Source organism: Xanthomonas sp. WHRI 6106 (genome assembly GCF_040202405.1).
Classification (GTDB): domain Bacteria; phylum Pseudomonadota; class Gammaproteobacteria; order Xanthomonadales; family Xanthomonadaceae; genus Xanthomonas; species Xanthomonas cannabis.
Window position 1 is genome coordinate 104136 of the sequence record NZ_JBEGFC010000004.1, and the last position, 26265, is coordinate 130400.

The following is a 26265-nucleotide window of genomic DNA, read 5'->3' on the forward strand; positions in this document are numbered from 1 at the left end:
GCGACGGGGCTTGCTCGAAATTGCCGCACCTTGTCGGAGAGTGTGTCGGTAACGCGGTCGCGGCCAGGTCCGCTCCTACGTAGGCTGGCGTGCTCGCTTGCCACGGATGGGGTGCAGCATCCTCGCATAGGAGCGCACCTGGGCGCGACGGGCTTGCCCGAGATGGTCGCGCGTTGTCGGAGAAGGTGTCGGTAACGCAGTCGCGGCCAGGTCCGCTCCTACGTAGGCTGGCGTGCTCGCTGTCGCGGATGGGGTGCAGCATCCTCGCGTAGGAGCGCACCCGGGCGCGACGGGGCTTGCTCGAAATTGCCGCACCTTGTCGGAGAGTGTGTCGGTAACGCGGTCGCGGCCAGGTCCGCTCCTACATAGGGCTGGCGTGCTCGCTTGCCACGGATGGGGTGCAGCATCCTCGCGTAGGAGCGCACCCGGGCGCGACGGGGCTTGCCCGAGATGGTCGCGCGTTGTCGGAGAGGATGTCGGCAACGCGGTCGCGGCCAGGTCCGCTCCTACGCAAGCGAGCGTCCGGAGTGGCAACGCGTTTGCATGCACAAGCAAAAGCCCGCCGATTGGCGGGCTTTTGGATTGCGGCATCGGGCGGCTGCGCGCACCGATGCCGCGATCTGCGCGGGCTTGGAGCGGCTAACAACACGTAGCGAGCGGTCGTCAGGTGGGTGCGGGCGGCGCGGAGGAACCGCAATGTACGAGTGGTACATGAGGATTCCGAGCACCGACCGCGCCCGCCTGGCGGCCGCGCAGTAGTTTTGCTAGCTGCTCTTACTTCGCGGTAGCGGCGTCGCCGGCCTTGGCCTGCAGCGCTTCGGTGGTGATGCGGATCTTTACTTCGTCGCTGACGTTCGGGGCGTACTGGCCCACGCCGAAGTCGCTGCGCTTGATGGTGGTGGTGGCATCGAAACCGGCTGCCGGCACCTTCTTCATCGGGTGCTCGCCGGCACCGTTGAGGGTGACGTCCAGCACGACCGGCTTGGTCTGGTCCTTGATGGTCAGATCGCCAGTAACGGTCAGCTTGTTGGTGCCGGCCGCTTCGACCTTGGTGCTCTTGAAGGTGGCGGTCGGGAACTTGGCCGCGTCGAAGAAGTCACCGCTCTTCAGGTGCTCGTCGAACTTGGCGGTAAAGCTGTTCAAGCCCGACAGCGGCAGGGTGACCTGCACGGTGGACTTGGTCACGTCGGCTGCGTCGTACACCAGGGTGCCGTCGACATTGCCGAAATGCGCGCTCGGGTTGGAGAAGCCGAAGTGGCTCCATTGCGCAATCACGTCGGTGTGGCTCGGGTCCAGGGTGTAGGTGCCGGAGGCAACCTGCACGGCCGGGGCGGTCGAAGCGGCCGCGTCAGCGGCCGGGGCAGCAGCGGCATCCGCCGGTGCAGTGGTCGCGGCCGGGGCGTCGGCCGCCGGTGCGGCGGTGTTGTCGGCCGGCTTGGAGCAGGCGGCGATGGCCACGGTGAGGGCGAGCGGCAGCAACAGCTTGTGGGTGATCTTCATTGGAACTCCATGTGATGAGAGACGCGTTGGGTCAACGCGGATGGGGCGAAACGCAGACAGACGAGGACTGCAGGAAACCGGGCAAAACACACTTCTTGCATGCAGTGATCAGCGCGGATGCGCGGCAGGCTCGATGGCGAGTTGACCGCACGACCTGACCGCCTGCGGCCACCGACTGCGCTCATGCGGACACGAGCGCACGTGCTGATCACAACATTCCACACGCAGGCAAAACAACGCAGCACTCACGCTTCAAAAGCACACACCCCGTGCGTGCGATCACCGGCAGCCCGCATGCAGCGCCGATGTTGCATCACAGGCCGCACTGCGCTGCCACGCTCACTCGAAGCGCGCGGCTTCGTCGAAGCTCAGGCGCGGCGACCGCGGGAACAGCCCGGCCGGATCGCCGTAGCCGAGATTGACCAGGAAATTGGACTTGATCGGCGTGCCGGCAAAGAACGCCGCATCGACCTTGGCATTGTCGAAGCCGGACATCGGGCCGGCATCCAGCCCCAGCGCGCGCGCGGCCAGGATCAGATACGCACCCTGCAGCGAGCTGTTGCGGAGTGCGGACTCGGCGCGGCCCTCACGCGGGCCGTCGAACCAGCTCTTGGCATCGGCATGCGGAAACAGGTACGGCAGCTTCTCGTGGAAATCCTCATCGTGCGCCACGATCACCGTCACCGGTGCGGCCAGGGTCTTGGCCGCGTTGCCCTCGGACAGGGCCGGCTTGAGCTTGGCCTTGCCTTCGGCGCTGGTCACGAACACGAACCGCGCCGGCGAGCTGTTGGCGGCAGTCGGGCCCCACTTCACCAGCTCATAGAGCTCGCGCAGAACGTCCTGGCTGACCGGCGTGTCGGCAAACGCGTTTTGCGTGCGGGCGGTACGGAACAGCTGGTCCAGTGCGGCGGCGTTGAGCGAGTCGGACATGAGCACTCCAGAAGAGGGGAAAGGCGCCAGGCCGGGCGGCATCGGCGTCAGTGTGAAGACCCGCAGTGTAGAGTGGTGCGATTGCCGTCACACGCGTTCAATCTGAAACAAATCTATGTCGGATCTGAAACGATGAGGCTGACCTGGGCGCTGAGCGACGGCCGCGCCGGCAACGCGCGCCAGGCCGAAGCGCTGGCGCGGGCACTGCAGCCTGGCGCCTTCCAGCCGATGCATCTGCACGCACAGGCGCCCTGGCGCTGGGCGGCGCCGCGCCGGTTACCCGGAGCACGGGCCGCCTTCGGCGCTGCATTTGCGCAGCAGTTGCTGCACCCACCGGCCCTGGCGATCGGCTGCGGGCGTCAGGCCGCGCTGGCCACGCGGTTGCTGCGTGCACGCGGCAGCCGCAGCGTGCAGATCCTGGACCCGCGCCTGGACCCGCGCCACTGGGACCTGCTGATCGTGCCCGAGCACGATGGGTTGCGCGGCGCCAACGTGCTGACCCTGCTGGGCAGCCTGCACCCGGTGGACGATGCCTGGCTGGCCGCCGGGCGGGCCACCTTCCCGGAGCTGGGCGCCCTGCCCGGCCTGCGCCTGGCGCTGCTGATCGGCGGCCCGACCGACCAGGTGCCCTGGACCATGCAGGACCTGGCGGCACTGTGCGCGGCGCTGCGCGACCAGCTGCATGCGGCCGGCGGCAGCCTGCTGGTCACCGTTTCCCGGCGTACCCCGCCCGCGGCCATCGCTCCGCTGCGTGCGGCCTGCGCCGGCCTGCCGCACCTGCTGTGGTGCGACGCGCGCGACGGGCCCAATCCGTATGCCGGCCTGCTGGGCTGGGCCGATGCGCTGATCGCCACTGCCGACTCGGTCAACCTGCTCTCCGAAGCCTGCGCCACACGCGTGCCGGTGGCCGCCGCGTTCGGCGAGCGCGCGAGCGGGCGCGTAGGCAGCTACCTGCAGACCTTGCGGCAACGCCAGCGCTTGCAGGCAGCCGATGAAGTGCTCGCGCCCGCTGTCGATATCACTCCAGTGCGCGAAACCGAGCGCATCGCCCTGCAGGTGCGCGCGCGCCTGTCGGCATGACCATGCGCCCGACGGTGGCACACGACACGCGATGTGCACGCCACCACCGCGCAACGGCGCACTGATGAGCATGCCGATGCACGGCGGCCATCTGCTACATGCACGTTGGCGATCGCGTCCGGGTTGCGTGCACGTGCCACCGTGGTCGTGTCGGCTGCTTCGCGGCGCCATCGGGCAGCGATGGCACGGGGAACACGCCCTCGCCACGGCGCGCGCCGGTGAGTTGCTGCGGCCTTGTGTACTGGCCCACTGCCACCGACCCGCGGATAATCCGCGTAACGCCTCTGCCCTGCCGTCATGTCCGCTGCCCCCGCCCCGCTGTTTGCTCCGCTCACCGCCCGTGCCTTGACCTGGGCGGTGCTGGCAATGGGGGCGGTGGTGCTGTTGTCCAACGTCCTGGTGCAGTACCCGATCAACGATTGGCTGACCTGGGGTGCGTTTTCGTATCCATTGGCGTTTCTGGTCAGCAACCTGATCAACCGTCGCTTCGGACCGCGTGCGGCACGCACGGTGGCGTGGTGCGGCTTTGCACTGGCGGTGGTGCTGTCGGTGTGGCTGGCGACGCCGCGCATTGCGGCGGCCTCGTGCACCGCCTTCATCGCCGCCCAGCTGCTCGACATCACCGTGTTCGACCGCCTGCGCAATGGCAGCTGGTGGCGTGCGCCGATCGTGGCCACCACCTGCAGCGCCACGCTGGATACGGCGATCTTCTGGAGCATCGCCTTCGCCGGTGCGGCGCTGCCGTGGGTGAGCTGGGCGGCCGGCGATCTGGCGGTGAAGCTGGGCATGGGCGTGTTTCTGCTCGGGCCGTTTCGCGCGTTGCTGTGGCGGAGCGCACCACGCCGCCCTGTCTGAAGCGCGGTGCGCTGTCGCTACCAAGACGCGTCGGGCAACCACCCACCGCCCCTGCCCGCCTCCCGCAGACCGATGCGCAACCGGACGCGCCGAGTGCACAGCCTGACCTGCGCCGTTGCCTCGCCTGCGCGCACCGGCGGCATCGGCCTGGCATGCACGACCGGCGGCTGCGGACAGCCGGCACCCGCCGCCCCGCTAGAGCGTGGCCGCGTCCTTGCCGGCCGGAAATGCCAGCCCCTGTGCACGCGCTGCGTTGAAGATGACGCTGCGCGCCTGCTGGATGGCAGGTGTCGGTGCGATCAACCGTGGACGCCGGTCCAGTGTGCACGCCAGCCCGGCCTCCACCAGCGCGGCATGCGCCTCATGCAGCGGCTGCGCCATCTCGACGGGCAACCACTGCGCCTGCACCAGCGCATCGATCACGCCAGGCGTATCGCAACATGCCAGCAACGGCCCATGCTGCGCGGCCTGCCCCAGCACGCCGGCCTGCAGCACGAATTCCAGGTCCACCAGGCCGCCGGCACCTTGCTTGAGATCCAGACGGCCGGCATCGCTGCGATCGAGTTCGGCGCGCATGCGCGTGCGCATCTTGCGCACGTCGTCGTGCAGCAGCGCGGGGTCGCGTGTGCGGGTCAGCGTGTCGTGGCGCACCTGCGCAAAGGCCTCGCACAGCGCGGCATCGCCGGCAACCGCGCGGGCACGCACCAGCGCCTGATGCTCCCAGGTCCAGGCGCGCTCGCGCTGGTACTCGCGGTAGCTGGCCAGCGACGACACCAGCGCGCCCTGGCCACCGTCCGGGCGCAGCCGCACATCGATGTCGTAGAGGCGGCCGGCACCGGTTTCGGCGCCGAGCAAGGCCATCACCTTCTGCGCCAGACGGGCGAACCAGCGCGCCGCATCCAGTGGCCGCTTGCCGTCGGAGCTGTCCACCGTGCGCGGGTGGTCGTAGAGAAACACCAGATCCAGATCCGAACCGAACCCCAGCTCCAGCCCGCCCAGGCTGCCGTAGCCGATGATGGCGAACAGGCCACCCGGCACCTGTCCGTGCGCGGCAAGCAGCTCGGTGCGTGCCAGCTGCAGCACCACCTGCACCACGGCCTCGGCCAGCCAGGCCAGTTGCCGGGTGCTCTGCACCGCGTGCTGGCGGCCGTCGAGCGTGGCCAGGGCGATCCGGAAACTCAGCGCAAGCCGGCGCTCGTTGAGCTCGCGCAAGGCCGCCTCGGTGTCTGCGATCTGCAAGGTCTCCACGCAGGCAGCCTGCAGCGCCGCGCGATCCGGCAACGGGCCGCCGATGCGCGTATCCAGCAACTCGTCCAGCAACAACGGGTGCGCCGCCAGCCGCTCGGCCAGCAAGGCGCTGCGCGAGAGCACATCGACCAGGCGGGCCAGCGCGCTGGGCTGCTCGTCCAGCAAGGCCAGATAGCTGGTGCGGCGCAAGGTGGCCTGCAACAGGCCCAGCATGCGGCGCACGGCGGCATCGGATTGGCTGGCCCGCGTGGCGGCGTGCAGCAGTGCCGGCACCACGCGATCCAGCCGCGCGCGCGCCGTGTCCGACAGCGCGTGCACACCGGCCGACTGCGCAAAATCGCCCAGCACCTGATGCGCGGTATCTGGGTCGTGCAGGCCAATGCCCAGCAGCGGCGTTGCATCGCCATCGGGCAGCGCGCGCCAGTAGTCGGCCAGCGCGTCCGGCGCGGTGGCCCGCACGCGTGGCGCCAGCAACTCGGCAAATTCGGCGGCCACACGCCGGCGGTGCGGGGCCAGCGCGTCCAGCAGGGCGGGCCAGTCGGCATACCCCAGGCCCAGCGCGATGCGTTCGCGATCCATCTCCGCCTGCGGCAAGGCGTGGGTCTGTGCATCGCGCAGCATTTGCAGGCGGTTTTCCAGCCGGCGCAAGAAGCGGTAGGCCGCGGTGAGCGCGGCGCCGTTGTCGGCTTCGATCTGGCCGGCGGCGACCAGCGCCTGCAGCGCGGGCAACAAGCGCCGCTCGCGCAGGGCCGGCTCGCGGCCGGCGCGGATCAGCTGCAGCGATTGGGCGAGGAACTCGATCTCGCGGATGCCACCGGGCCCGCGCTTGATGTCGTCCAGCCGGTCGTGCCGTGCCACCTCGGCGGTGATTGCCGCCTTCATCTCGCGCAGGCCATCCAGCGCGGTGAAATCCAGATAGCGCCGGTAGACGAACGGCCGCAGCGTTTCCAGCCAGGCTTCGCCGGCGGCGATATCGCCGGCCACCGCGCGCGCCTTGAGCCAGGCGTAGCGTTCCCAATCGCGGCCTTCGCGCTGGAAATACTGGTCCATGCCGGTGAACGACAACGCCACGCGGCCGGCAGTGCCGAACGGACGCAGGCGCAGATCCACCCGATGGCTGAAACCATCGGCCGTGGTTTCGTCGAGCAACTTGGCCAGCTGCTGCCCCAACCGCGCGAAGTATTCTTCTGCCGCCAATGGGCGCGCGCCATCGGATTGGCCGCCCTGCGGATAGGCGTAGACCAGGTCCACGTCCGAGGAAAAATTCAGCTCGCCACCGCCCAGCTTGCCCAGCCCGAACACCACCAGCCGCTGCACGCTGCCGTCCTCGGCAATGACCTGGCCATGGCGGGCGTCGAATTGCTGCTGCAACGCCCGCAGGCCGCATTGCAGGCAGTTTTCGGCCAGCCGGGTCGCGCCGGCCAGCGTGGCATCCACGCTGTCCAGGCCCAGCACATCGCGCCACACCAGGCGCGTGGATTCTGCCGCGCGGTAGCGCCGCAACTGCGCAGGCCAGGCCTGCGGCTGCGCCGGGTCGAGCACCGGCACCGGCAGCGGCGGCGGATCGGCCTGAGTCAGGTACTGCAGCAGCGCCGGCTGGCGCGCCAGCGTCTCCAGCGCAAACTCGCTGGCGAGCGCGACCTGCTCCAGGTGTCGATCGACATCGCCACCAGGCCACGGCTGATCGGCAGGCAGTGCATGACGGACACGTGCGACAGCCCGCTCGATCAAGGCGGCGAGTGCGGCAGATGGGGATGTGGGAGGCGATGACATGCACGGATTCTGGCATTCCTGTGCGATGCCGGCATGTCGATGCCACCGCATGCGTCTGCGTCGTTGCACTGCGCAGCAGTGCTGCCACGGCAGACGAGCACACGTGGGCACCTGGACGTGAGCACCTCACTCCATGCGCGACCCGAGACCACACAACGCGTCCCGCGCATGCGCCTTGCCAGGCAAGGCATCAGCAATGTCGCAGCCGCCACCTGCCGCACCGAACATTGATGCGGCACCCGCAAGGCCCCGCATGTGACGACGTTTGCGGCCTTGAACATCTCCCTTACGGAACCCTGACAAGGGCCATGCTGCACTGCGGTTTTCGCATGAGGCATTGCCAATGTCCCCCACCTTGCTGCCCGCCGCATTGCTGCCCTCGCAGATCCCGCTCGACACCGACGGCAACGATCCTGCACTGCCGCCTACCCTGCCCTTCCTGCATCTTTGGACCGGCGCTGACGGCAACAGCCGCCTCAATCCCTCGCAGTTGCCCGGCTTCGGCAGCAAGAGCGTGGGTGGCGGGGCGGCGCCACAATGGCTGCGGCCGTTCCCGGGCGAGGTGCTCGGCATCCAGTTTGCGGTGCTGCCGGTGGGCTGGGTGGGCGACTGGCACGAGAGCCCGCACCCGCAATGGGTGATCCCGCTGCGCGGCCGCTGGTTTATCGAAACCGACGACGGCACACGCGTGGAAATGGGGCCTGGCGACATCCACTTCGGCCAGGATCAGGGCACCACCGATCAGCGGGGCCACCGCTCCGGCCAACTGGGCGATGAGCCTTGCCTGCAGATGCTGGTGCAATTTGCGCAATCGCCTGGGGCCGCCACTGCGCATCCGTTCGGTCATCCGGCGCCACGTTGATGGATAGCTACTGCCGCGTTCGCGCACCCGGCCCTGCCCAGCCAGCCGATTGCCCGCCACCCACCACACAGCACGCAGCCCTAGCTGCGCGGCTGGGTGACTCGCGGCTGCAGACCCTCTACGACCAGGCCACGTGGAGCGAGGGGCCGGCCTGGTGGCAGGCCCAGCGCACCCTGGTATGGAGCGATGTGGTCGGCCGCCGCGTGCTGGGCTGGCGCGAGGACGGCGCGGTGGATGTGCTGCTGGATGCGACCGCGTTCACCAACGGCAATGCCGTAGATACGCAGCAACGGCTGGTGCATTGCGAACACGGGCGCCGCGCCATCACCCGCAGCGACGGCGACGGCCAGGCGCACGTGCTGGTGAGCCGCTTCGAAGGCAAGCGGCTCAATTCGCCGAACGATCTGATCGTGGCGCGCGATGGCGCGATCTGGTTCACCGACCCACCCTTCGGCCTGCTCAAGCCCAGCCAGGGCTGCCCGGCCCCGCAGGAACTGGACCATCACGGCGTCTACCGGCTGCCGCCCGATGGCGGCGCATTGCAATGCATGACCACGCTGGACCACCCCAACGGGCTGGCGTTCTCGCCCGACGAACGCGTGCTGTATGTCTCTCAGACCCCCGAAGGCGGCCAGGGCGAGCCGGAGATCACCGCCTTCGACTGGCACGATGGCGCACTGCACAACCAGCGTCGGTTTGCGGTGGTGCCAGACGGCCTGGCGGACGGCTTCTACGTGGACCGCCACGGTTGGCTATGGAGCAGCTCCGGCGCCGGCGTGTGCATCTTCAACCGCGATGGGCAATGGCTCGGCCTGGTGCCGACGCCGGCAACGGCCTCCAATTGCACGTTCGATCTGGAACAGCGGCGGCTATTCATTACCGGCGGCAGCGCGCTGTGGTTACTGGAGCTGCCCCAGTAAGCCATGCGAGTCTGGCGATTGCACTGCGCGCGGGCCGCAGCCCCTTGTGGCGTCGCGAGGGCTTGCCGGGTTGGCCACCCGCGGGTCAGCGCTTGACCCGGCAACGTTCAGGCAATAAAAAAGCCCGCTTGCAGCGAACTGCCAGCGGGCTTTGCTCCCTCCCCCACGTCGGGATGCAGGATCATAGTGCGCGCCCCGAATCCGACTTGCACGCTGCACTGCAAAACAACACCAGACAGTACAGAACTAGCAGGAATTCCTTCACGCGGTGATGGCGCCGCGGCGGTCACCGCAGCAGATCGGGCTGGGCCTGATACCACTGCGGGGCGTGCAGCAGATGCCATTCCGGCGTGTCGTTGCGCAGCCCCACTGCCGCACTCAACACACCCCAGCGCGCGAGCAGGCTGCCGCTGCGCTGGTTGCCCTGCAGGCGCAAACGCGCATCCACCTGGAAGCGATCGTTGCGTGCCTGCAAGCGATCGATCACCACGGTCTCGCCTTGCCACTGCGCACGGGCAGTCACTTGTGCCTGCCCTGCATCCACCAGGCGCAACATCCAGTTCGGGATCGAGCGATCGCGTGCGTACAGCGCCATTAGAAACGCCAGATCGCGCACCTGGATGCGCACGCGTCCATCCACGCCGATCGGCTGCCGCCATTGCATGCGCGTGTTCTCCAACGCGATGCGCGCCCACCAGCCATCGCGCCGTTGTCCATCGGGGCCGGTGAAGCCGACATTGCGCAATTGGATGGTGCTGGCATCGAGACTGAATTGCTCCGCACGCAGATCGCCGCGTTGCAGGCGCAGATCGGCATCCACATCGCCACGCAGCGCCAGCCCGGCAAACTGCAGGCGCGCCGCACGCGCGCCGATGCGCAGGCCGCCCTTGCCGATGCGGCCACCCGGCTCGATCTGCAGATCGCCGCTGAGCACGCCGTTGCCACCGTCGAAACGCAATTGCTGCCGCGGCAAATAGCGGTTATAGGCACGCAGGTCCGGCACGCGCGCATTGGCGAAGGTCAGGTGCGCGCGCGTGGCATCGCGCAGGGTGGTCAGGTTGCGGGCGTCGGCGCGCGTCTGCAGGTCCAGACGCAGATCGCGCCCCTGCACGAACGGACGCGTTGGTGACTCGCCATGAGCGATTGAAAACTGCTGCATCTGCAACGCGAGTGCAGGCAGCAGTTGACCGTTTGCATCGGCATCCACACGCAGATCGGCACTGGCTTGCCCGTCGATCGCATGCCCCATCACCCCGACATGCGCGCGCACATGCGGCACCTGCAGGCGGCTACCGGCACCGAGCTGGCCACGCGCGATGCGCAAATCCGCATCCACCAGGCCATCGCCTTCCAGCGTGAGCCAGTCCACATCGGGAAACAGCGCAGGGATCCAGCTGAGCGAGGCCAGCTGCCAATGCAGCCGCGCATGCCCGGAGGTGCGCGGCAGCAGGCTACGCATGGATTGCAAGGACAATTGGCGGCCCTGCACACGCAGGTCCGCATCCAGCGTGAGCCCGGCATCGGCCGGCTCGGGCATCCGGATGCTCAGACGCATGTTGTCGTCCACCTGCAGCTGCGCAGCCAGCTCGCCCAGCACTGCTGCCGGAGTGCGCGTGCTGTCATGCAATGGCGCCCGCCAATGCAGCTGGCTACCCGGCTGCAATGCGCCGCGTGTCCAGCGTAGTTCGCCATCGGCACGTCCCTTGCCGGGGCGCGTGGCAACCGTGTGGCGGCCCTGTGCCGTGCGCGTGACCTCCAGCGCCGCAGTGTCGCCATGCACGACCACCAATGCGTCTGTCAGTTGCAACAGCGCAAGCCCGCGCGCCTGATCGGCTGCATGCCGCGCAACGCTGGCTTCGAGCCGCAGCTGACCATTGCGCAGCACTTCGGTCTCGGCCCAGCGCACCTGCGCCTTGTCGAAGGCAGCGTGCGACGGAAACACTTCCAGCGGCCCGCCGCGCAATTGCTTGAACAGGCCAAGCTGCAACTGGCCATCGCCCTCGATCTGCCATTGCCGCAGCGACAGCGCGTGCACCTGCTGCGCCTCGATGCGGTCGAATTGCAGGGTCCAGGCAGGCCTGGCCCCTTGGCTGACGGCTGGCGAACTGCTGGCTGAGGTGGTGGGTGTTGGTGGTGCTGATGCAGTTGCTGCTGGCACCTTGGCCGATGCCGATGTCGCGACCGGCGTCGCGCTTGCTGATGGCACTGCAGCGTGCGACGGGCCCGCAGTCGCGTGCGACGAAGTGGTTGTTGCGGTTGTTGTTGCTGCTGCGGCCAGGGCGCCAGGGTCAGCGGTGCCCGCCACGGCCGGGCCTGATCTGGGGCCTTGCGCCCTGCCTGCCTGCGCCTGCGACGGCGCGGCCGGCCGCGTGGCACTGGCTGCATCCGGAACGGCCGTCGTCGCCTGCAGGCCGGCGCGCACACCTTGCACCTGCAGGTGTGGTACCAGCAATTGCCGTCTCAGCAGCGGCAGCAGCCGGACCTGCCCGCTCATGCGGCGGGCGCTGACATCCCAGCGGTTGCGCGTGGACTGGCCGTGCAGCGCCACGTCCCAGAGCACGAGCCGCCCAGGCCACCAGGTGACTGCGGGCCCCCAATGCATCGCGAACTTTTCCGGCGTGCGATTGAGCGCTGCCGGACCGAGCGGCGTGTTGAGCAGCAGATTGCCGAGCACCAGGTAGCTGGCATACAACGCGATGACCACCAGGATCGGCCAACGCAGTACGGCGGGCGCTGCGCGCCAACGGGCGCGGACGGGCATCGTCATGACGGCAGGCTCCTGAAGGCCGCGCACGCGGCGCCGCGCAGTGTGCCAAGCCGGCCGTGAGCACGGCGCGCAACCGCCTCGTGCGCCTTATGTGCTGGGTGTGCTGGGTGTGCTGGGTGTGCTGGGTGTGCTGGGTGTGCTGGGTGTGCTGGGTGTGCTGGGTGTGCTGGGTGTACTGGGTGTGCCCGATGCTCGATGTGCTGGATGTACCAGCAGGTACGACTGTCAGCGGGCACGCCTTGCAACGGCGCGCAGAACGTCCGGATCCATCGTCGGCCGACCAGCGTGTGCAGCGTGCCGGGCGCCAATCCCGCGACCCAACACCATGCATCCGCGCACCCTTCTGCATCGCTGCGGCGTGGCTTACCCGACAGCGCTCACCGCGCCTGTCAGCGCGTGCCTGACGTGCGCTTGGACACCGGTGGCAACAAGCCCGGCTGCTTGTCGTACCACTCGCGTGCGCCGGCCAGATGCCATTGCCGCTGCTTGCCATCGAGCTCGATGCCGGCACCCAGCACGCCCCAGCGCAGATACAGATCGCCGCGGCGCTGGTCATCCTCCAGCGCCAGCCGTGCCCGCAAGGACAGACGCGCGTTTTCCGCATGAAGGTCGTCCACCGTCAGTTGCTGCTTGCGCCAGCGCACGCGCCCGGTGGCATCCAGTTCGCCGGAATCCAGCAAGCCCAGCACCCAGCGCGGGTAGTCCGCGCGCTGCGCGAACACCGAGAGCAACGGCGCGATATCGCGCATGCGAATGGCCGCATCGGCGTCCACCTGGAACGGTGCCTCGGCCTGGATGGTGCCGGCACCGACCTGCAGTTCGCCCCACCAGTTGGCATCGCCACCGTCGTCGCCCACGCGCATATTGCGCAGACGTACCCGCGTACCGCTGAGGTCGAAGAACTTGTTCTTGAAATCGGCGCGTTGCAGCCTTGCCTGCAACTGCGCATCGCCACGCATCTGCACGCCAGCCACTGCCAGATGCGCGCCCTGCCCCCGCAGATTCGCATGCCCGTTGCCAACGTCGCCAGATGCATTGAGCGCCACATCGCCGGTCAGGCTGCCGCTGCCACCGAGCAGGCGCACGTTGTTGCCGGGCAGATAGCGGTTGTAGACGGTCAGGTCGGGCACACGCGCATCGCTGAAACGCAGCTGCGCCTTGAGCGTCTCACTCAAGCGGGCCAGTTCGGCATCGCCATGCATCGCCAGCTGCAGATCGCGGCCATCCAGCAAGATCTGTTTCGGCGCGTCGCGCGGCGCCGCCTTGAACGTGGGAATGCTGACGTCCAGATGCGCCTGCGGCGTGGCGGCATCGTCGATGCGCCCGTGCGCCTTGGCGATGCCTGCCAGGCGCGTATCGAACACCTGTGCCACGGCCTCGACACGCGGGATGTCCAGGGTGCTGCCACTGGTCAGCCGGCCCTGCGCAAGACGCAGATCCGCTTCGACCAGACCACCGCCTTGCAGCTGAAACCACGGCTTGCGCACGAACAGCTCGGCGATCCAGTTCAAGGATTCGAACTTCCAGCGCCCGCGCACCTGCCCCGACAGACGCGGCAACACCTGCGCGGGTTGCTCGAACGGAATGCTGCGCCCGGCGATCCGTAGATCGGCCTGCAGTTCGCTACCGGTCGTGTCGTCGCGCGGCAGCCGTGCCTGCACGCGGATGTCGCGCGCCACATCCAGCTGCAATGCCAGCATGCCGCGGTCGGTGGCACCGACGCCGGCCAGCAACGGCAGCCGCCACACTGCGTGGCTGCCCGGCTGCAGGGCACCGCGGTCCAGGGTGATGTCGGCCTCCACGCGCGCAGCAGACGGCCCGCTGCGGATATCCACGTGCGGCGCACCGGTATCGATCTTCAGCGCCACCGTCGCGGCCTTCAACTGCAGGCGTGCGTGGGTGATCCCGAGCTTGCGCAGGCCCGGCGCCTGGTCGCGGTAGTGGCGCGGAAACTGGAACTGCGCGTCTACCTCGGCACCGTTGAACACCTGCACACCGTCGTAGCTGACCACCGCATCGCGGAAGCCCGCCTCGGACGGAAACAGCTCCGACGGCCCGCCCTTGAGTTGCTTCAGGAAGCCGACCGTGCCGTGGCCGTTGCCGGCGATCAGTAGCTTACCCAGGCGCGCACTGCGGATGCTGTTGCTGGTGATCGCATCGAAGCGCAGCGTCCAGCCGGTATCGCCGCGCGGCGGCGGCGGGATGGGCGTGTCGGCGGTCTCCACCTCGGCGCTCAGGCCGGTGGCGTGCAGCCACGGCAGGCGCACCTCGCGCCGGAACAGCGCCAGCAGCGCCACGCGCGCATGTGCGCGGTCGGCGTGGAAGACGTACACGGTGCGATTGGCCTGCCCGCGCATGCGCACGTTCCAGGCCATCACCTGGCCCGGAAACAGCGTCAGCGCCGGGCCGGTCTGCATGGTGAACTTGTGCGGCTGCCGGTTGGTGGTGGCATCGAACAACGGCGTGTTGAGAAACACGTTACCGGCCAGCAGATACAGCGCGTAAAGCACCAGCAACACGCACACTGCAACACGCCACGGCCGGGGCCAGCGCTGGAAGCGATCGCGAACAGAGGGCATGGGCGCAGGCAGGCAGGAATCTGTCGCCACTATCGCGGTTGGGCCGGCGGCGAAGCGTGAACACTGGACGCGACGCGTGCCGGCAGGGTGAGCGGCGCAGCGGATGGATGCTCCACAGCGAGCGGCGCCAGGCGCCGACAGCGGTCGCGCTCGCCGGCGCTCCCCCCTCCTGAAGCGATCACGGGGACTGCGCCGTGCGCTTGGCCATTGCACCAAGGTCGCACCCCGGCCGCTGCCTGCAGCGGCGATAATCGCGCTCCCCCTGTTGCCGCCGTGCCTGCCCTATGTCCGACGAACGCATCCTGTACGCGCCGCTGCGCGACCGACTGGTGTCTGCCGACGCGGCCGCCGCGCTGATCCAGCCTGGCGAAACCGTGGCCATGAGCGGTTTCACCGGCTCCGGCTATCCCAAGGCCGTGCCGATGGCGCTGGCGCAGCGCATCGAGGCGGCGCACCTGCAGGGCCAACCGTTCCAGATCAAGTTGATGACCGGCGCCTCCACCGCGCCCGAGCTCGACGGTGCGTTGGCCAAGGCCGATGGCATCGCCATGCGCATGCCGTTCCAGTCCGACCCGGACGCTCGCCAGCGCATCAACGCCGGCACGCTGGATTACATCGACATCCATCTCAGCCACGTGGCCCAGCACGTGTGGTTCGGTTTTTACGGGCAGATCGATACCGCGGTGGTGGAAGTGTCGGGCATCCGCGCCGATGGCAGCCTGGTGCCGTCCACCTCGATCGGCAACAACAAGACCTGGCTGGACCTGGCCAGCAAGGTCATCGTCGAGGTCAACGATTGGCAGCCGGCCGGCCTGGACGGCATGCACGACATCTACTACGGCACCGCCCTGCCGCCGCAGCGCAAACCGATCCCGCTGCTGCATGGCGACGACCGCATCGGCGAGCCGAGCCTGCGCTGCGACCCGGCCAAGATCGTGGCGGTGGTGCGCACGCATGGGCCTGACCGCAACAGCCCGTTTGCCGCGGCCGACGACAACAGCGAACGCATTGCCGAGCACCTGATCGCGTTTTTGCGCCATGAAGTGCGCAAGGGCCGGCTGCCGGCCAACCTGCTGCCGCTGCAGTCGGGCGTGGGCAATATCCCCAACGCGGTGCTGGCGGGGCTTGCACGCAGCGGCTTCCGCGATCTGGAAGCATTCACCGAAGTGATCCAGGACGGCATGCTCGCGCTGCTGCGCGATGGCGTGCTGCGGTATGCCTCCTGCACCGGCTTTGCGCTCAGCCCGGAAGGCAACGAAGAGTTCAAGCGCAATATCGATTTCTACCGGCAGCGCATCATCATGCGCACGCAGGAGATTTCCAATCATCCGGAGCTGGTGCGCCGGCTCGGCTGCATCGGCATGAACGGCATGATCGAGGCCGACCTGTACGGCAACGTCAATTCCACCCACGTGATGGGCAGCCGCATCATGAACGGCATTGGCGGTTCGGGCGATTTTGCGCGCAATGGATTTCTGTCGATCTTCCTGAGCCCCAGCATCGCCAAGGCCGGCAGCATCTCGTCGATCGTGCCGATGGTCAGCCATGTCGATCACACCGAACACGATGTCTCGGTGATCGTCACCGAGCAGGGCCTGGCCGACCTGCGCGGCCTGACCCCCAAGCAACGCGCGCGCCAGCTGCTCGATCACTGCGTTCACCCGCGCTATCGCGATGCATTGGAAGACTATGTGGCACGCGCCAACCGGGACAGCTACGGCAAGCACACCCCGCACCTGTTGCCCGAGGCATTGGCGTGGCACCAGCGCTGGCTGGACAGCGGCGACATGCTGGGCTGAGAGGTTGCACGTCGATAGACGAGGTAACGCGCAGTGCCGCGGGGCCAGAGCCTGTTCGCCACGGAGATCGATGCGGCCGCCTCGACGTGCGCTGCGGTCGTTGGTCTGGGCAGCGAAAAGCGCCACGGCCGCGGCCCGCGCGACGAATGCGGGCGGCGGTCTAACGCCTGCCTGGACGTCATTGCCTGCGGTGGTGTCGTTGCGGCCGGTCAGCGCTTTCGACACTTCATGTCTGCCTGCGCTACGCAGCGACATTCGCAGGCCACGCGCGTGGGCGATAACAGCTGCACCCGCTCGCTGGCGGTGCAGAACGGTGCTCTGGCACCTGGCTGCCGCAGCGACGGGTCACCAGTGGGTGGTGTTGTTCACCACGCCGGGCCGGCTTCCTGCGCCGGCCCGGCGTTTTTTTTGTGGGTCTGGTCGCACGGGATTGGATGGGTAACCCCGCCACGTCGTTGGGCGGCAGCGCACTCCATCAGCATCGGCCCGTTCGCCAGCACCCGGCTCACGCAGCCTCGGCAATCCGCCTTGCGCGGCGTGCGCGCACTGCCGTTGCCAGGCGTTCGAGCACCTGCACCGATGCGTCCCAGCCCAGGCAGCCGTCGGTGATGCTCTGGCCGTAGGTCAGTGCGCAGCCGGGGACCAGCTCCTGGCGGCCGCCAACCAGGTGGCTCTCCACCATCACCCCGACGATGCGCGTCTCGCCACCTTCCAGCTGCAGCGCGATGTCGTCAACCACCTTAGGCTGGTTGTCCGGATTCTTGCCGCTGTTGGCGTGGCTGGCATCGATCATCAGCCGCGCCGGCAACCCCGACTTGTTGAGCACCTGGCTGGCCGCATCCACGCTTGCCGCATCGAAGTTGGGCACCTTGCCGCCACGCAGGATCACATGGCAGTCCGGATTACCGGCCGTTGCCGCCACCGCGGTGTGGCCGTCCTTGGTCACCGCCAGGAAATGATGCGGATGCGAGGCCGCGCCCACGGCGTCCACCGCAATCTTGACGTCGCCGCCGGTGCCGTTCTTGAAGCCCACCGGGCACGAGAGCCCAGAGGCCATTTCGCGATGCACCTGGCTTTCGGTGGTGCGTGCGCCGATCGCGCCCCAGGCCACCAGGTCGGCGATGTATTGCGGCGAAATGATGTCCAGAAATTCCACACCCGCCGGCAGGCCGAGGTTGTTGATATCGCGCAGCAATCCGCGCGCCACCCGTAACCCCTTGTTGATCTGGAAGCTGCCGTCCATCTCCGGGTCGTTGATCAGCCCTTTCCAGCCGATGGTGGTGCGTGGCTTCTCGAAGTACACCCGCATCACGATTTCCAGCGCATCGCCGAACTGGTCGCGTAACGGGCGCAGGCGCTGCGCGTACTCCATGGCCGCCACCGGGTCGTGGATCGAGCATGGCCCGATCACCACCGCCAGGCGGTCGTCGCGCCCGTGCAGGATCTCGTGCAGCGCGGCACGCGAGTTGGTCACGGTGTCGGAGGCGCGCTCGTCGCATGGCAGCAGCGACAGCAGCTGCGAAGGCGGTGCAAGGGCTTCGATCTTGCGGATACGCAGGTCATCGGTCACAGGCGGCATAACAGTGTCTCGTTGGGCGGTGTTGCATCAGGGAGCCAGGCGTTGCGGCAACAAAAAAGCCGCCAGTGTGCGCTGGCGGCTTTTCGGGAATGCTGCTGAAGTGTCCTTCAGGGTGAGCGCACTCCTTCCTCCGCCAGCGGCATCGGAAAACCGTAGTACCAAAAATAAAACGGGCTGCGGGGTGCGTTCATGGGATGCATTGATACCACGCACTTTTGCGCGTTGCCACTGTTTCATCGGCAACGGACGGGCGCGCCGACGCAATCGACAGCTGGCGCAACAGAGGGGCGGACGCATGGCGCCAACGTGCTGGTCAGGGCCGCGTGGCGCAAACCAATCGAGGGTGCGGCGGTCGTACCTTCCGCGGAGCAGCCGTGTCATGCGCTGGTGTGCTGCGTGCCCGGCGCAATGCAATCGTTGCGCCGGGATGGAGGTGCACCTGCTCAAACCGGACGCGATGAAGTCAGGCTGCGCCGACGCACGGCAGCCCCCCGCGACGTTCCAGATCAGCTCCCTGCGGCAAGCGGAGACGCACACCGGTCTCGCCGTTTTCGCCGCTGCATGCGCGTGACTCACCTGGCGTTTCTGGCGCTTTCCAGCGCCGTGCAGGCGTTGCGGTCCGGCCCCCGAGGCCAGCTCAGGAGCACCGAACGTATCGTTTCATTTGTAATGCACCATCTTCCCCTTAAATTTCAAATTATCAATATAAGTCAGTTATTTGCAGCGCCATCCGTCCTAATGTATCGTTTCATAAATCGTTTCATCGCTGACCCGCATGCCACAGCCCGATGCCGTAGAACGCCTGGTCACCACGCTGCGCATCGACGGCCCGCTGCGCGGCGCCGAACTCGCGGCGCGGTTGGGCGTGAGCAAGGCAACCCTTTCGCGTCTCGTTGCCGCTGCAGGAACGGCGGTGCGGCGCTACGGCAGCGCACGCGCCACCAGTTACATCGCCGCGGGCGAGGTGCGCGGTCAGCGCGCCTGGCCGCTCTACCGCATCGACAGCCATGCCCGCGTGGTGGCGTTGGGCCAGCTGCATGCGCTCCATCGCGACCACTTCTTCGTGGAGCTGCTGCAGGACAACCCCGTGCTCCTGCATCCGCCGCTGCATCTGGGCGAGTTCGCGTCGCTGCCCTGGTTTCTGGATGACCAACGCCCGCAGGGATTTCTTGGGCGCAACCTGGCACATCGCATCTCCGGGCCATTGCGGCTGCCCGAAAATCTCACGCTGTGGTCGCCCAGTGACGCGCTCATCGCACTGCTGTCCGATGGTCACGACCAGCTCGGCGACCTGCTCGTGGGCGAGCAGGCGCTGGCGCGCGCACTGTCGTCGATCGACCAGCCTGATGACATCGACATCCACGCGCGCCCGCAGGCCTATCTTAAGCAGGCCGATGCCGCACTGCGTGGTGAAGACGTCGGCTCGTCCGCTGCAGGCGAGCAGCCGAAGTTCACTGCGGTGCTGCGCGAAAATGGCGTGTACCGCCCGGTCATCGTGAAGTTTTCCGACCGCATCGATCAGCCGGCCGGGCGGCGCTGGGCGGACCTTCTGCAGATGGAGCACCTGGCCAGCCAGGTGCTGCTTGCCGGTGGCATTGCTGCGGCAACGACGCAGCGGCTGCAGGCAGGCGAGCGCGTCTTTCTCGAATCCACACGCTTCGATCGCACACCGACGTTGGGCCGACGCGGTTTTGTTTCGTTGATGGCGATCTACGCCGCGTTCTATAGGCAGTCGGAGCTCGGCACCTGGCGCGCGCTCGCGCCGATGCTCAAGCGCGATGGTTGGCTGAGTCCGGAAGATGCCGAGCACCTGGAGGTGATCAGCTGGTTCGGCGCGCTCATCGGCAACACCGACATGCATCTGGGCAACGCCGCGCTGATCCTTGCCGACACGCTGCCGTTGCGGCTTGCGCCGGTGTACGACATGTTGCCGATGGTGCTGCGGCCGGCATCCAGTGGCGAAATCGTGCCCAGGGACATCGAGATTCCGGCGCCCACGGTCGGGCAGTTTGCGCAGTGGCGGCGCGCCGCAGAGATGGCCGAACAGTTCTGGCAGCGCTGCATCGACGACGACGCCTTGAGCGATCAGATGCATGGCATCGCCACGCGCGCCTTGGCGAGCCTGCGCCGCACCGCGGCGCGTCTTGCCTGATGACGCGTTTGCGCCAAGCGTGCCACCGCAACGCACCGCTGCACGCCACGGCGACGAGGCCGTGGCGTGCCACGCGGCAAACCTCACTCAAAACGTAAACACGTACTCCGCCGCCACTTCGCGGCCGATGGGGTTGAACAAGGTGGTGTTGTAGAAGCCGTAGCCGTAGAAGCGCTCCTTGTTTTCGTAGCCCACTTCGTTGAACACATTGTTGACGTAGAAATTGACCTTGGCATGGTCGGTGATCTTGTAGCCGGTGCTCAGGTTCCAGTAGATCGCCGGGCCCACGCGGCCGAAGTAGCGTTTGCTGGTTTCGCCCAGATGCACGTTGGCGGTATCGGTCACCAGGCACTCGTCGGAAGCGCTGGGTTGATAGCCGTCGTCGAAACGGGCGCAGGTGCCCCAGTTCACGGCGCGCATCGAGCCGAGGCGGCGGAAGTACACCGTCCAGTCCCAGGCGCCGCCGTTGTCCCAATGCACGCTGCCGCGCACACGGCTGCGCACGCGCTCGTCGCGGCGGTTCTCGTTGCTGTCGGTGCGGTAGATCTGCTCGCGGTAGGCAATCAGGTTGTTGTAGTCCAGCGACAACTGGAAGTTGCCCCAGCCTGCAGTGGCCAGGCGGTATTTCAACGCGGCATCGATGCCGGAGGTCTCCATCTGCGCCAGGTTGATCGGGCCGCGCTCGATGCTGGCCAGGGTGCCGTCGGCATTGCGCGTCACCCGCGAGGTGATGGTGTCGCAATAGCCCGCGCCGCCCGGATTATTCCAGGCGCCACCGCTGATGGTGGTGCCGGTGCGGCAACCGGCTTCGGCCGACAGGATCTCGTCGCGATCCAGGTCCTTGATCATTTCCTCCAGCTGGATGCGGTAGTAATCCACGCTCAACGACAGCCCTTGTGCGATGTCCCACACCACGCCACCGGTGAACGAGCGGCCGGTTTCCGAGCGCAGATCCGGGGTGCCGCGACGGTTCACATCCACGGTGTAGAAGATGTTGTTGTTCTCGTCGTTGCAGCCGCCGGTGAGGTAGGCGCCGGAGGAAATGCAGCGGTACTGATCGATCACCGTTTGATTGGTGGAACTGGGTTCGCCCAGCACGTAGTGCATGTCCGGTGCGCGGAAGCTGGTGGCCACGGTGCTGCGCACCAGCAGGCTCTCCACCGGCCGCCATTCCAGGCCCGCGCTCCAGGTGGTGTCGCTTTGCGTACCGACATCGGTCGGAATCGCGGCAGACGAGCGGTAGTTGCCGTAGCGGTCGTAGCGGCCGGCCACATTCGCGCTCAATGTGGAAAGTAATGGAATCTGAAATTCCAGCCCGGCCGAGCTACGCATGCGTTCGCCGCCGCCGCTGTCCACCACGTCCACCGGGTAGCACTCGTTGGCGCATGGGTCCGGTGAAAGTTGATAGCCCTGCTTGGCGACTTCGGCCACGGTGGCAAAGCGGATCGGCCCGGCCCAGCCCTGCACCACATCGCCGCTCAAGCTGAAACTGGCTTGATTGACCCACGAATACGCCGAGTTGTGCGACTTGGCCACCAGGTCGTCGTACTGGTTCGACGACAGCGGCGAGTACAGCCGCGCTTCGTTGATCGCATAGATCGGCGTGCCATCGGCAGCGGTGCCGGTGGGGCTGCCGAGGAAATAGTCAGTGGCACGTGCGGTATCCACGGTGCGTACGTATTCGTCCACCGTGTAGCGCGAGCGGCCTACGCTCAGCTCCCAATCGAAGCGGTCGGCCCACACGCCGCGCAAACCGGCGCTCAGATCCCAGGACTGCTCTTTGTTGTAGTTGGCCAGCCGGTCCCAGCCGCCGGCTTCGCGGCGGGTGAGCTGACGGATCAGGTTCAATGAGCGACCGGTGGCCGCATCCTGAAACGGGCCCAGATAGGCGTACGGCGGGTCGTAGGTCCAGCGGCCGATGCTGCGGTTGGCCGAGAGCGTGGCCCAGGCCTCGGTGGCCTCGCCGAACTTCCAGGTGCCGTAGAGATAGGCCGAATAATCCTCGCTGCCGGTCACCAGCCCCCAGTCGCCGTAGTCGCGCGCCACGCCGCAGTAATCGCCCGCATTGGTGACGACCCCGGTGTTCTGGTCGTAGCTCAACCGTTGCCCGTCGATGAACTCGCCGCCGAAGCGCGCGCAGGTGCCGGCAGGTGGCGCCAGGCGTTCATTGGTATTGGCATCGACCAGGCTCAGGCCGGTGAACGGGTTGAAGCCGTAGCGGCGGTTCTGGCCGGTCCAGTTGGAATAGGACATGTCGTCGGAGTCGTCCATCTGCGGGCGATCGCGCCCGTTCAGCGGATCGCGCCGGGTGGCCTGCAGCGCGTAGGTCAGGCTCCAGTTCTCGCCGGTGCGCCCGCCTGCCCAGGACACGTCGAAACTGTCGCGCCCCCCTTCGGTGGCGGTGCCGCCGCGCAGGCGCACCTGGTCGCCCTGGTAGTCGCGCTTGAGGATTACGTTGATCACGCCGGCCACCGCGTCGGAGCCGTAAATGGCCGATGCGCCACCGGTGAGGATGTCGATGCGCTCCACCGCTGCGGAGGGAATATTGCTGTAGTTGGAAAAGTTGCTTTCGCCGCCGTACGGCAGCGGGTAATCGGCCACGCGGTGGCCATTGACCAGCAGCAGGGTGCGGCCCGGGCCGAGGTCGCGCAGATTGATCGGCGAAGCATTGGGCGTGTGCGAACCCCACTGCGTATCGGCTTCCACCGAGCCTTGCTGATTCATGCTGTTGAGCACGTCGTAGACAGTGGCAAACCCTTCCTGCTGGATCTGCTGCGCCGAGATGGTGACCACCGGCTGGGCGCCCTCGACCTGCGCGCGCTTGATGCGCGAACCGGTGACGCTGACCGCATCCAGGGTGGAGGTGGCGCGCGGTGTATCCGGCTCGGTTTGCTGGGCCATGAGCGGTGGCGCGACGGCAGCCGTCAGCGCTAAGGACACGGAAATCGACAAGGCAAGACGATGACTGCGGCAGTTCATAAGATCCCCGGGAGAAGCCGGACGTGGCCGGCGTGGCAGTGCACTGCAACGACGTCCGCCAGCGATGCATGCACCGCTGCCCCTTGTCCGATGGCCCCCCGACCGCTCGGCGCAAACGCCTGCCCAACGACGCTAGAACTGCGATGACATCGGTGTCAACAGGTTGCCATGCAAGTGTGATTGGCGTCGCAATCTGCGGGCTTTTGCGATGGTGAACACGGTTGGGGCCGCGAGCTGGCTGCGCGGGCCGCATCGACCTTGCGTGGGAGCGCACCCGGGCGCGACTGGGGCGTTATCGGTGAAGCCGTTCGCGCCCAGGTACGCTCCTACGGGTCATGGGGGACTGTGTGGTCATGCCTGCGCAGGATTCGACACGGTTGGGGCCGGGAGCTGGCTGCGCGGGCCGCGTCGACCCCACGTAGGAGCGCACCCGGGCGTGACGGGGGCGTTATCGGTGAAGCCGTTCGCGCCCAGGTGCGCTCCTACGGGGTCATGGGGGACTGGGTGGTCATGCCTGCGCTGGATTCGACACGGTTGGGGCCGCAAGCTGGCTGCGCGGGCCGCATCGACCTTGCGTAGGAGCGCACCCGGGCGCGACTGGGGCGTTATCGGTGAAGCCGTTCGCGCCCAGGTGCGCTCCTACCGCGCATGCGGTTTGCGTGACCAGTGGAATGCGTGCGGCGGCCACCTGCTTCGGGCCGATCATCCCAGCGATCGCATGCTGCCATCCAGCTCGTCGGACACAAAAAACCCCGCCTTGCGGCGGGGTCCTTTTGTACTGCAACAACCGAGTGGCGTGGATTAGAAATCCATTCCGCCCATGCCGCCCATGCCACCGCCGGCCGGCATCGCCGGCTCGTCCTTCTTCGGTGCATCGGCCACCATGGCTTCGGTGGTGATCATCAGGCCGGCGATCGAGGCTGCGTTCTGCAGCGCCGAACGGGTGACCTTGGTCGGGTCCAGGATGCCGAACTGCACCATGTCGCCGAACTCGCCGTTGGCCGCGTTGTAGCCGTAGTTGCCGGTGCCTTCCTTGACCTTGTTCAGGATCACGGACGGCTCTTCGCCGGCATTGGCCACGATTTCGCGCAGCGGGGCTTCCATGGCGCGCAGGGCGATCTGGATGCCGTGGGTCTGGTCTTCGTTGGCACCGGTCAGGTTGCCGACGGCCACCAGCGCACGCACCAGGGCCACGCCGCCGCCCGGGACCACGCCTTCTTCAACGGCTGCACGGGTGGCGTGCAGGGCGTCTTCGACGCGGGCCTTCTTTTCCTTCATTTCGATTTCGGTCGAAGCGCCGACCTTGATCACTGCAACGCCACCGGCCAGCTTGGCCACGCGCTCCTGCAGCTTCTCACGGTCGTAATCGGACGAGGTGTCTTCGATCTGGGTCTTGATCTGGCCGACGCGCGACTCGATCGCGGCCGAATCGCCAGCGCCATCGATGATCGTGGTGTTTTCCTTGGAGACCTGCACCTTCTTGGCGCGGCCCAGGTCCTTGATGGTCGCCTTCTCCAGCGCCAGGCCCACTTCCTCGGAGATCACGGTGCCGCCAGTCAGCACGGCCATGTCTTCCAGCATCGCCTTGCGACGGTCGCCGAAGCCCGGTGCCTTGACGGCCACGACCTTGACGATGCCACGGATGGTGTTGACCACCAGGGTCGCCAGCGCTTCGCCTTCGACTTCTTCAGCCACGATCAGCAGCGGCTTGCCGGCCTTGGCCACGCCTTCCAGCACGGGCAGCAGGTCACGCACGTTGGAGATCTTCTTGTCGTGCAGCAGGATGAACGGGTCGTCCAGGTCGGCCGACTGGCTCTGCTGGTTGTTGATGAAGTACGGGGAGAGGTAGCCGCGATCGAACTGCATGCCCTCGACCACGTCCAGCTCGTTTTCCAGGCCCGAGCCTTCTTCAACGGTGATCACGCCTTCCTTGCCAACCTTCTGCATCGCTTCGGCAATGATGTTGCCGATCGACTCGTCCGAGTTGGCCGAGATGGTGCCGACCTGGGCAATCGCCTTGTCGTCGGTGGTGGGCTTGGAGATGTTCTTCAGCTCGGCGACGGCGGCCTTGACGGCCTGGTCGATACCGCGCTTGAGGTCCATCGGGTTCATGCCGGCGGCCACAGCCTTGGCGCCTTCGCGGATCAGGGCCTGGGCCAGCACGGTGGCGGTGGTGGTGCCGTCGCCGGCGTTGTCGTTGGTCTTGGAAGCGACTTCCTTGACCATCTGCGCGCCCATGTTCTCGAACTTGTCAGCTAGTTCGATTTCCTTGGCGACGGAGACGCCGTCCTTGGTGATGGTCGGCGCGCCGAAGCTCTTCTCGAGCACGACGTTGCGGCCCTTCGGGCCGAGGGTTGCCTTCACGGCATTGGCAAGCACGTTGACGCCACGGACCATGCGGGTACGTGCGTCTTCACCGAAACGAATGTCTTTAGCAGCCATTGTCTGAAACTCCGGGATTTGAGATTGGGGATTGGGGATTGGCTAGAGCGGGTTCCGGGGGATGCGGGATCAGCTGCGCGAAGCGCACTGACCAATCCCGAATCTCGACTCCCGAATCCCGCCGTCAACGGCTTCAGCCGATGACGGCCAGAATGTCGTCTTCGCGCAGCACCTTGTACTCGACGCCTTCGGACTTGTAGCTGCTGCCGGCGTACTGGCCGTAGATGACCTTGTCGCCAACCTTGACCACCGGCGCGCGCAGGCTGCCGTTGTCCAGGGGCTTGCCGGCGCCGATGGCGACGACTTCACCCTTGGTGGACTTTTCCTTGGCGGAGTCCGGGATCACGATGCCGCCGGCGGAAACTTCGTCGGCTTCGATCGGCTTGACTACAACGCGGTCGTGAAGCGGCTTGATGCTCATAGAGAAAGACCCTCTTAAGTGATTGATTGGTCTGGAAATTATCGGCGATGTTAGCACTCGCACATGACGACTGCCAGCACAGCGCGCGGAAAAAACCCGACAGAGCGGGTGCGGGCCAGAGATTGTGCTGGGCGAGCGGCTTTCAAGGGCTGGGCGTAAAAATTTTTTCGTTCACCCGGTCTCATCCGGGGGCCAGGACGACTGCGGCGAACGGCCTGCGGGGCATCCCGGCCGTGCGCGTTTGGCAGCAGCGACAGAGCCACCAATGCCGGCGGCCCGTGCCCAGGCGCGCCGCGCGAGCAGCAGCGCCGCTGATCCCCGCGGCCACCTCATCCCGCTCACTACCAGGCGCGCATCCAGCCACACGCTAGAAATGGAA

General features: G+C 67.1%; 15 protein-coding genes and 1 other RNA gene. 6 read left to right on the forward strand and 10 right to left on the reverse strand.

Annotation, left to right across the window (positions count from 1 at the left end):
- Positions 1-637 precede the first annotated feature (637 nt).
- From ABQZ09_RS08070 to ABQZ09_RS08080, 3 genes are all read right to left on the reverse strand, one after another.
- A non-coding RNA gene (locus ABQZ09_RS08070) (sX9 sRNA) lies at positions 638-713 on the reverse strand.
- 61 nt (positions 714-774) lie between these two features.
- Positions 775-1500 (reverse strand): YceI family protein, encoded by a 726-nt coding sequence (locus tag ABQZ09_RS08075; RefSeq protein ID WP_081419468.1) that lies wholly within the window; start codon positions 1498-1500, stop codon positions 775-777.
- A 339-nt stretch (positions 1501-1839) separates the two neighbouring features.
- Positions 1840-2430, reverse strand: a complete 591-nt coding sequence (locus ABQZ09_RS08080) for a malonic semialdehyde reductase (RefSeq protein WP_349776611.1) — start codon at positions 2428-2430, stop codon at positions 1840-1842.
- 132 nt (positions 2431-2562) lie between these two features.
- Here ABQZ09_RS08080 and ABQZ09_RS08085 point away from each other — a divergent pair, with 132 nt between their 5' ends.
- Complete coding sequence (locus tag ABQZ09_RS08085) at positions 2563-3510, forward strand: mitochondrial fission ELM1 family protein (protein ID WP_349776612.1); 948 nt, start codon at positions 2563-2565, stop codon at positions 3508-3510.
- A gap of 297 nt (positions 3511-3807) precedes the next feature.
- The gene (locus ABQZ09_RS08090) at positions 3808-4365 is read left to right on the forward strand and encodes a VUT family protein (protein WP_184553183.1); all 558 of its coding nucleotides are present in this window, start codon (positions 3808-3810) and stop codon (positions 4363-4365) included.
- A 195-nt stretch (positions 4366-4560) separates the two neighbouring features.
- Here the strand turns inward: ABQZ09_RS08090 and glnE are convergent, their stop codons facing one another.
- Positions 4561-7386 carry a bifunctional [glutamate--ammonia ligase]-adenylyl-L-tyrosine phosphorylase/[glutamate--ammonia-ligase] adenylyltransferase gene (glnE, locus tag ABQZ09_RS08095; protein ID WP_349776613.1) on the reverse strand — a complete coding sequence of 942 codons (2826 nt, stop codon included), beginning with the start codon at positions 7384-7386 and terminating at the stop codon, positions 4561-4563.
- 343 nt (positions 7387-7729) lie between these two features.
- On the opposite strand from glnE, the gene ABQZ09_RS08100 reads away from it, so the two are divergent.
- Together ABQZ09_RS08100 and ABQZ09_RS08105 are read left to right on the forward strand one after the other, a co-directional pair.
- Positions 7730-8248, forward strand: coding sequence for a cupin domain-containing protein (locus ABQZ09_RS08100; protein ID WP_349776614.1), 519 nt, complete (start codon positions 7730-7732; stop codon positions 8246-8248).
- Positions 8248-9168: an SMP-30/gluconolactonase/LRE family protein gene (locus ABQZ09_RS08105; protein WP_349776615.1), complete on the forward strand. Its 921-nt coding sequence runs from the start codon at positions 8248-8250 to the stop codon at positions 9166-9168. The genes ABQZ09_RS08100 and ABQZ09_RS08105 overlap by 1 nt, the downstream gene beginning before the upstream one ends.
- Before the next feature lie 286 nt (positions 9169-9454).
- Here the strand turns inward: ABQZ09_RS08105 and ABQZ09_RS08110 are convergent, their stop codons facing one another.
- Together ABQZ09_RS08110 and ABQZ09_RS08115 are read right to left on the reverse strand one after the other, a co-directional pair.
- Positions 9455-11935, reverse strand: a complete 2481-nt coding sequence (locus tag ABQZ09_RS08110; RefSeq protein WP_349776616.1) for a hypothetical protein — start codon at positions 11933-11935, stop codon at positions 9455-9457.
- A 389-nt stretch (positions 11936-12324) separates the two neighbouring features.
- Positions 12325-14514, reverse strand: coding sequence for a translocation/assembly module TamB domain-containing protein (locus ABQZ09_RS08115; RefSeq protein ID WP_349776617.1), 2190 nt, complete (start codon positions 14512-14514; stop codon positions 12325-12327).
- 284 nt (positions 14515-14798) lie between these two features.
- Here ABQZ09_RS08115 and scpC point away from each other — a divergent pair, with 284 nt between their 5' ends.
- Positions 14799-16313, forward strand: coding sequence for a succinyl-CoA:acetate CoA-transferase ScpC (gene scpC / locus ABQZ09_RS08120; RefSeq protein ID WP_349776618.1), 1515 nt, complete (start codon positions 14799-14801; stop codon positions 16311-16313).
- Positions 16314-16818: 505 nt separating this feature from the next.
- Here scpC and ABQZ09_RS08125 read toward each other — a convergent pair.
- Entirely contained in the window at positions 16819-17892 is a 1074-nt protein-coding gene (locus tag ABQZ09_RS08125) for a 3-deoxy-7-phosphoheptulonate synthase (protein ID WP_039405138.1), read from the reverse strand.
- A gap of 766 nt (positions 17893-18658) precedes the next feature.
- Here ABQZ09_RS08125 and yjjJ point away from each other — a divergent pair.
- Positions 18659-20044, forward strand: a complete 1386-nt coding sequence (gene yjjJ, locus ABQZ09_RS08130; RefSeq protein WP_349776716.1) for a type II toxin-antitoxin system HipA family toxin YjjJ — start codon at positions 18659-18661, stop codon at positions 20042-20044.
- Between the two features lie 87 nt (positions 20045-20131).
- Here yjjJ and ABQZ09_RS08135 read toward each other — a convergent pair whose 3' ends face one another.
- The 3 genes from ABQZ09_RS08135 to ABQZ09_RS08145 all read right to left on the reverse strand — a co-directional run bounded on the left by ABQZ09_RS08135 (position 20132) and on the right by ABQZ09_RS08145 (position 25886).
- Positions 20132-22945, reverse strand: a complete 2814-nt coding sequence (locus ABQZ09_RS08135) for a TonB-dependent receptor plug domain-containing protein (RefSeq protein ID WP_349776619.1) — start codon at positions 22943-22945, stop codon at positions 20132-20134.
- Positions 22946-23824: 879 nt separating this feature from the next.
- Positions 23825-25465, reverse strand: a complete 1641-nt coding sequence (gene groL, locus ABQZ09_RS08140; protein ID WP_039405128.1) for a chaperonin GroEL — start codon at positions 25463-25465, stop codon at positions 23825-23827.
- A gap of 133 nt (positions 25466-25598) precedes the next feature.
- Positions 25599-25886, reverse strand: a complete 288-nt coding sequence (locus tag ABQZ09_RS08145) for a co-chaperone GroES (protein ID WP_003483210.1) — start codon at positions 25884-25886, stop codon at positions 25599-25601.
- Positions 25887-26265 lie beyond the last annotated feature (379 nt).

Excerpts from the sequence above, each read along its gene's own strand:
- glnE (WP_349776613.1), bottom strand. The coding sequence starts at position 7,386 with ATGTCATCGCCTCCCACATCCCCATCTGCCGCACTCGCCGCCTTGATC.
- ABQZ09_RS08105 (WP_349776615.1), top strand. The coding sequence starts at position 8,248 with ATGGATAGCTACTGCCGCGTTCGCGCACCCGGCCCTGCCCAGCCAGCC.
- ABQZ09_RS08135 (WP_349776619.1), bottom strand. The coding sequence starts at position 22,945 with ATGGCCCAGCAAACCGAGCCGGATACACCGCGCGCCACCTCCACCCTG.
- ABQZ09_RS08085 (WP_349776612.1), top strand. The coding sequence starts at position 2,563 with ATGAGGCTGACCTGGGCGCTGAGCGACGGCCGCGCCGGCAACGCGCGC.
- ABQZ09_RS08125 (WP_039405138.1), bottom strand. The coding sequence starts at position 17,892 with ATGCCGCCTGTGACCGATGACCTGCGTATCCGCAAGATCGAAGCCCTT.
- ABQZ09_RS08075 (WP_081419468.1), bottom strand. The coding sequence starts at position 1,500 with ATGAAGATCACCCACAAGCTGTTGCTGCCGCTCGCCCTCACCGTGGCC.
- ABQZ09_RS08115 (WP_349776617.1), bottom strand. The coding sequence starts at position 14,514 with ATGCCCTCTGTTCGCGATCGCTTCCAGCGCTGGCCCCGGCCGTGGCGT.
- ABQZ09_RS08080 (WP_349776611.1), bottom strand. The coding sequence starts at position 2,430 with ATGTCCGACTCGCTCAACGCCGCCGCACTGGACCAGCTGTTCCGTACC.
- scpC (WP_349776618.1), top strand. The coding sequence starts at position 14,799 with ATGTCCGACGAACGCATCCTGTACGCGCCGCTGCGCGACCGACTGGTG.
- ABQZ09_RS08110 (WP_349776616.1), bottom strand. The coding sequence starts at position 11,935 with ATGACGATGCCCGTCCGCGCCCGTTGGCGCGCAGCGCCCGCCGTACTG.
- ABQZ09_RS08090 (WP_184553183.1), top strand. The coding sequence starts at position 3,808 with ATGTCCGCTGCCCCCGCCCCGCTGTTTGCTCCGCTCACCGCCCGTGCC.
- ABQZ09_RS08145 (WP_003483210.1), bottom strand. The coding sequence starts at position 25,886 with ATGAGCATCAAGCCGCTTCACGACCGCGTTGTAGTCAAGCCGATCGAA.
- groL (WP_039405128.1), bottom strand. The coding sequence starts at position 25,465 with ATGGCTGCTAAAGACATTCGTTTCGGTGAAGACGCACGTACCCGCATG.
- ABQZ09_RS08100 (WP_349776614.1), top strand. The coding sequence starts at position 7,730 with ATGTCCCCCACCTTGCTGCCCGCCGCATTGCTGCCCTCGCAGATCCCG.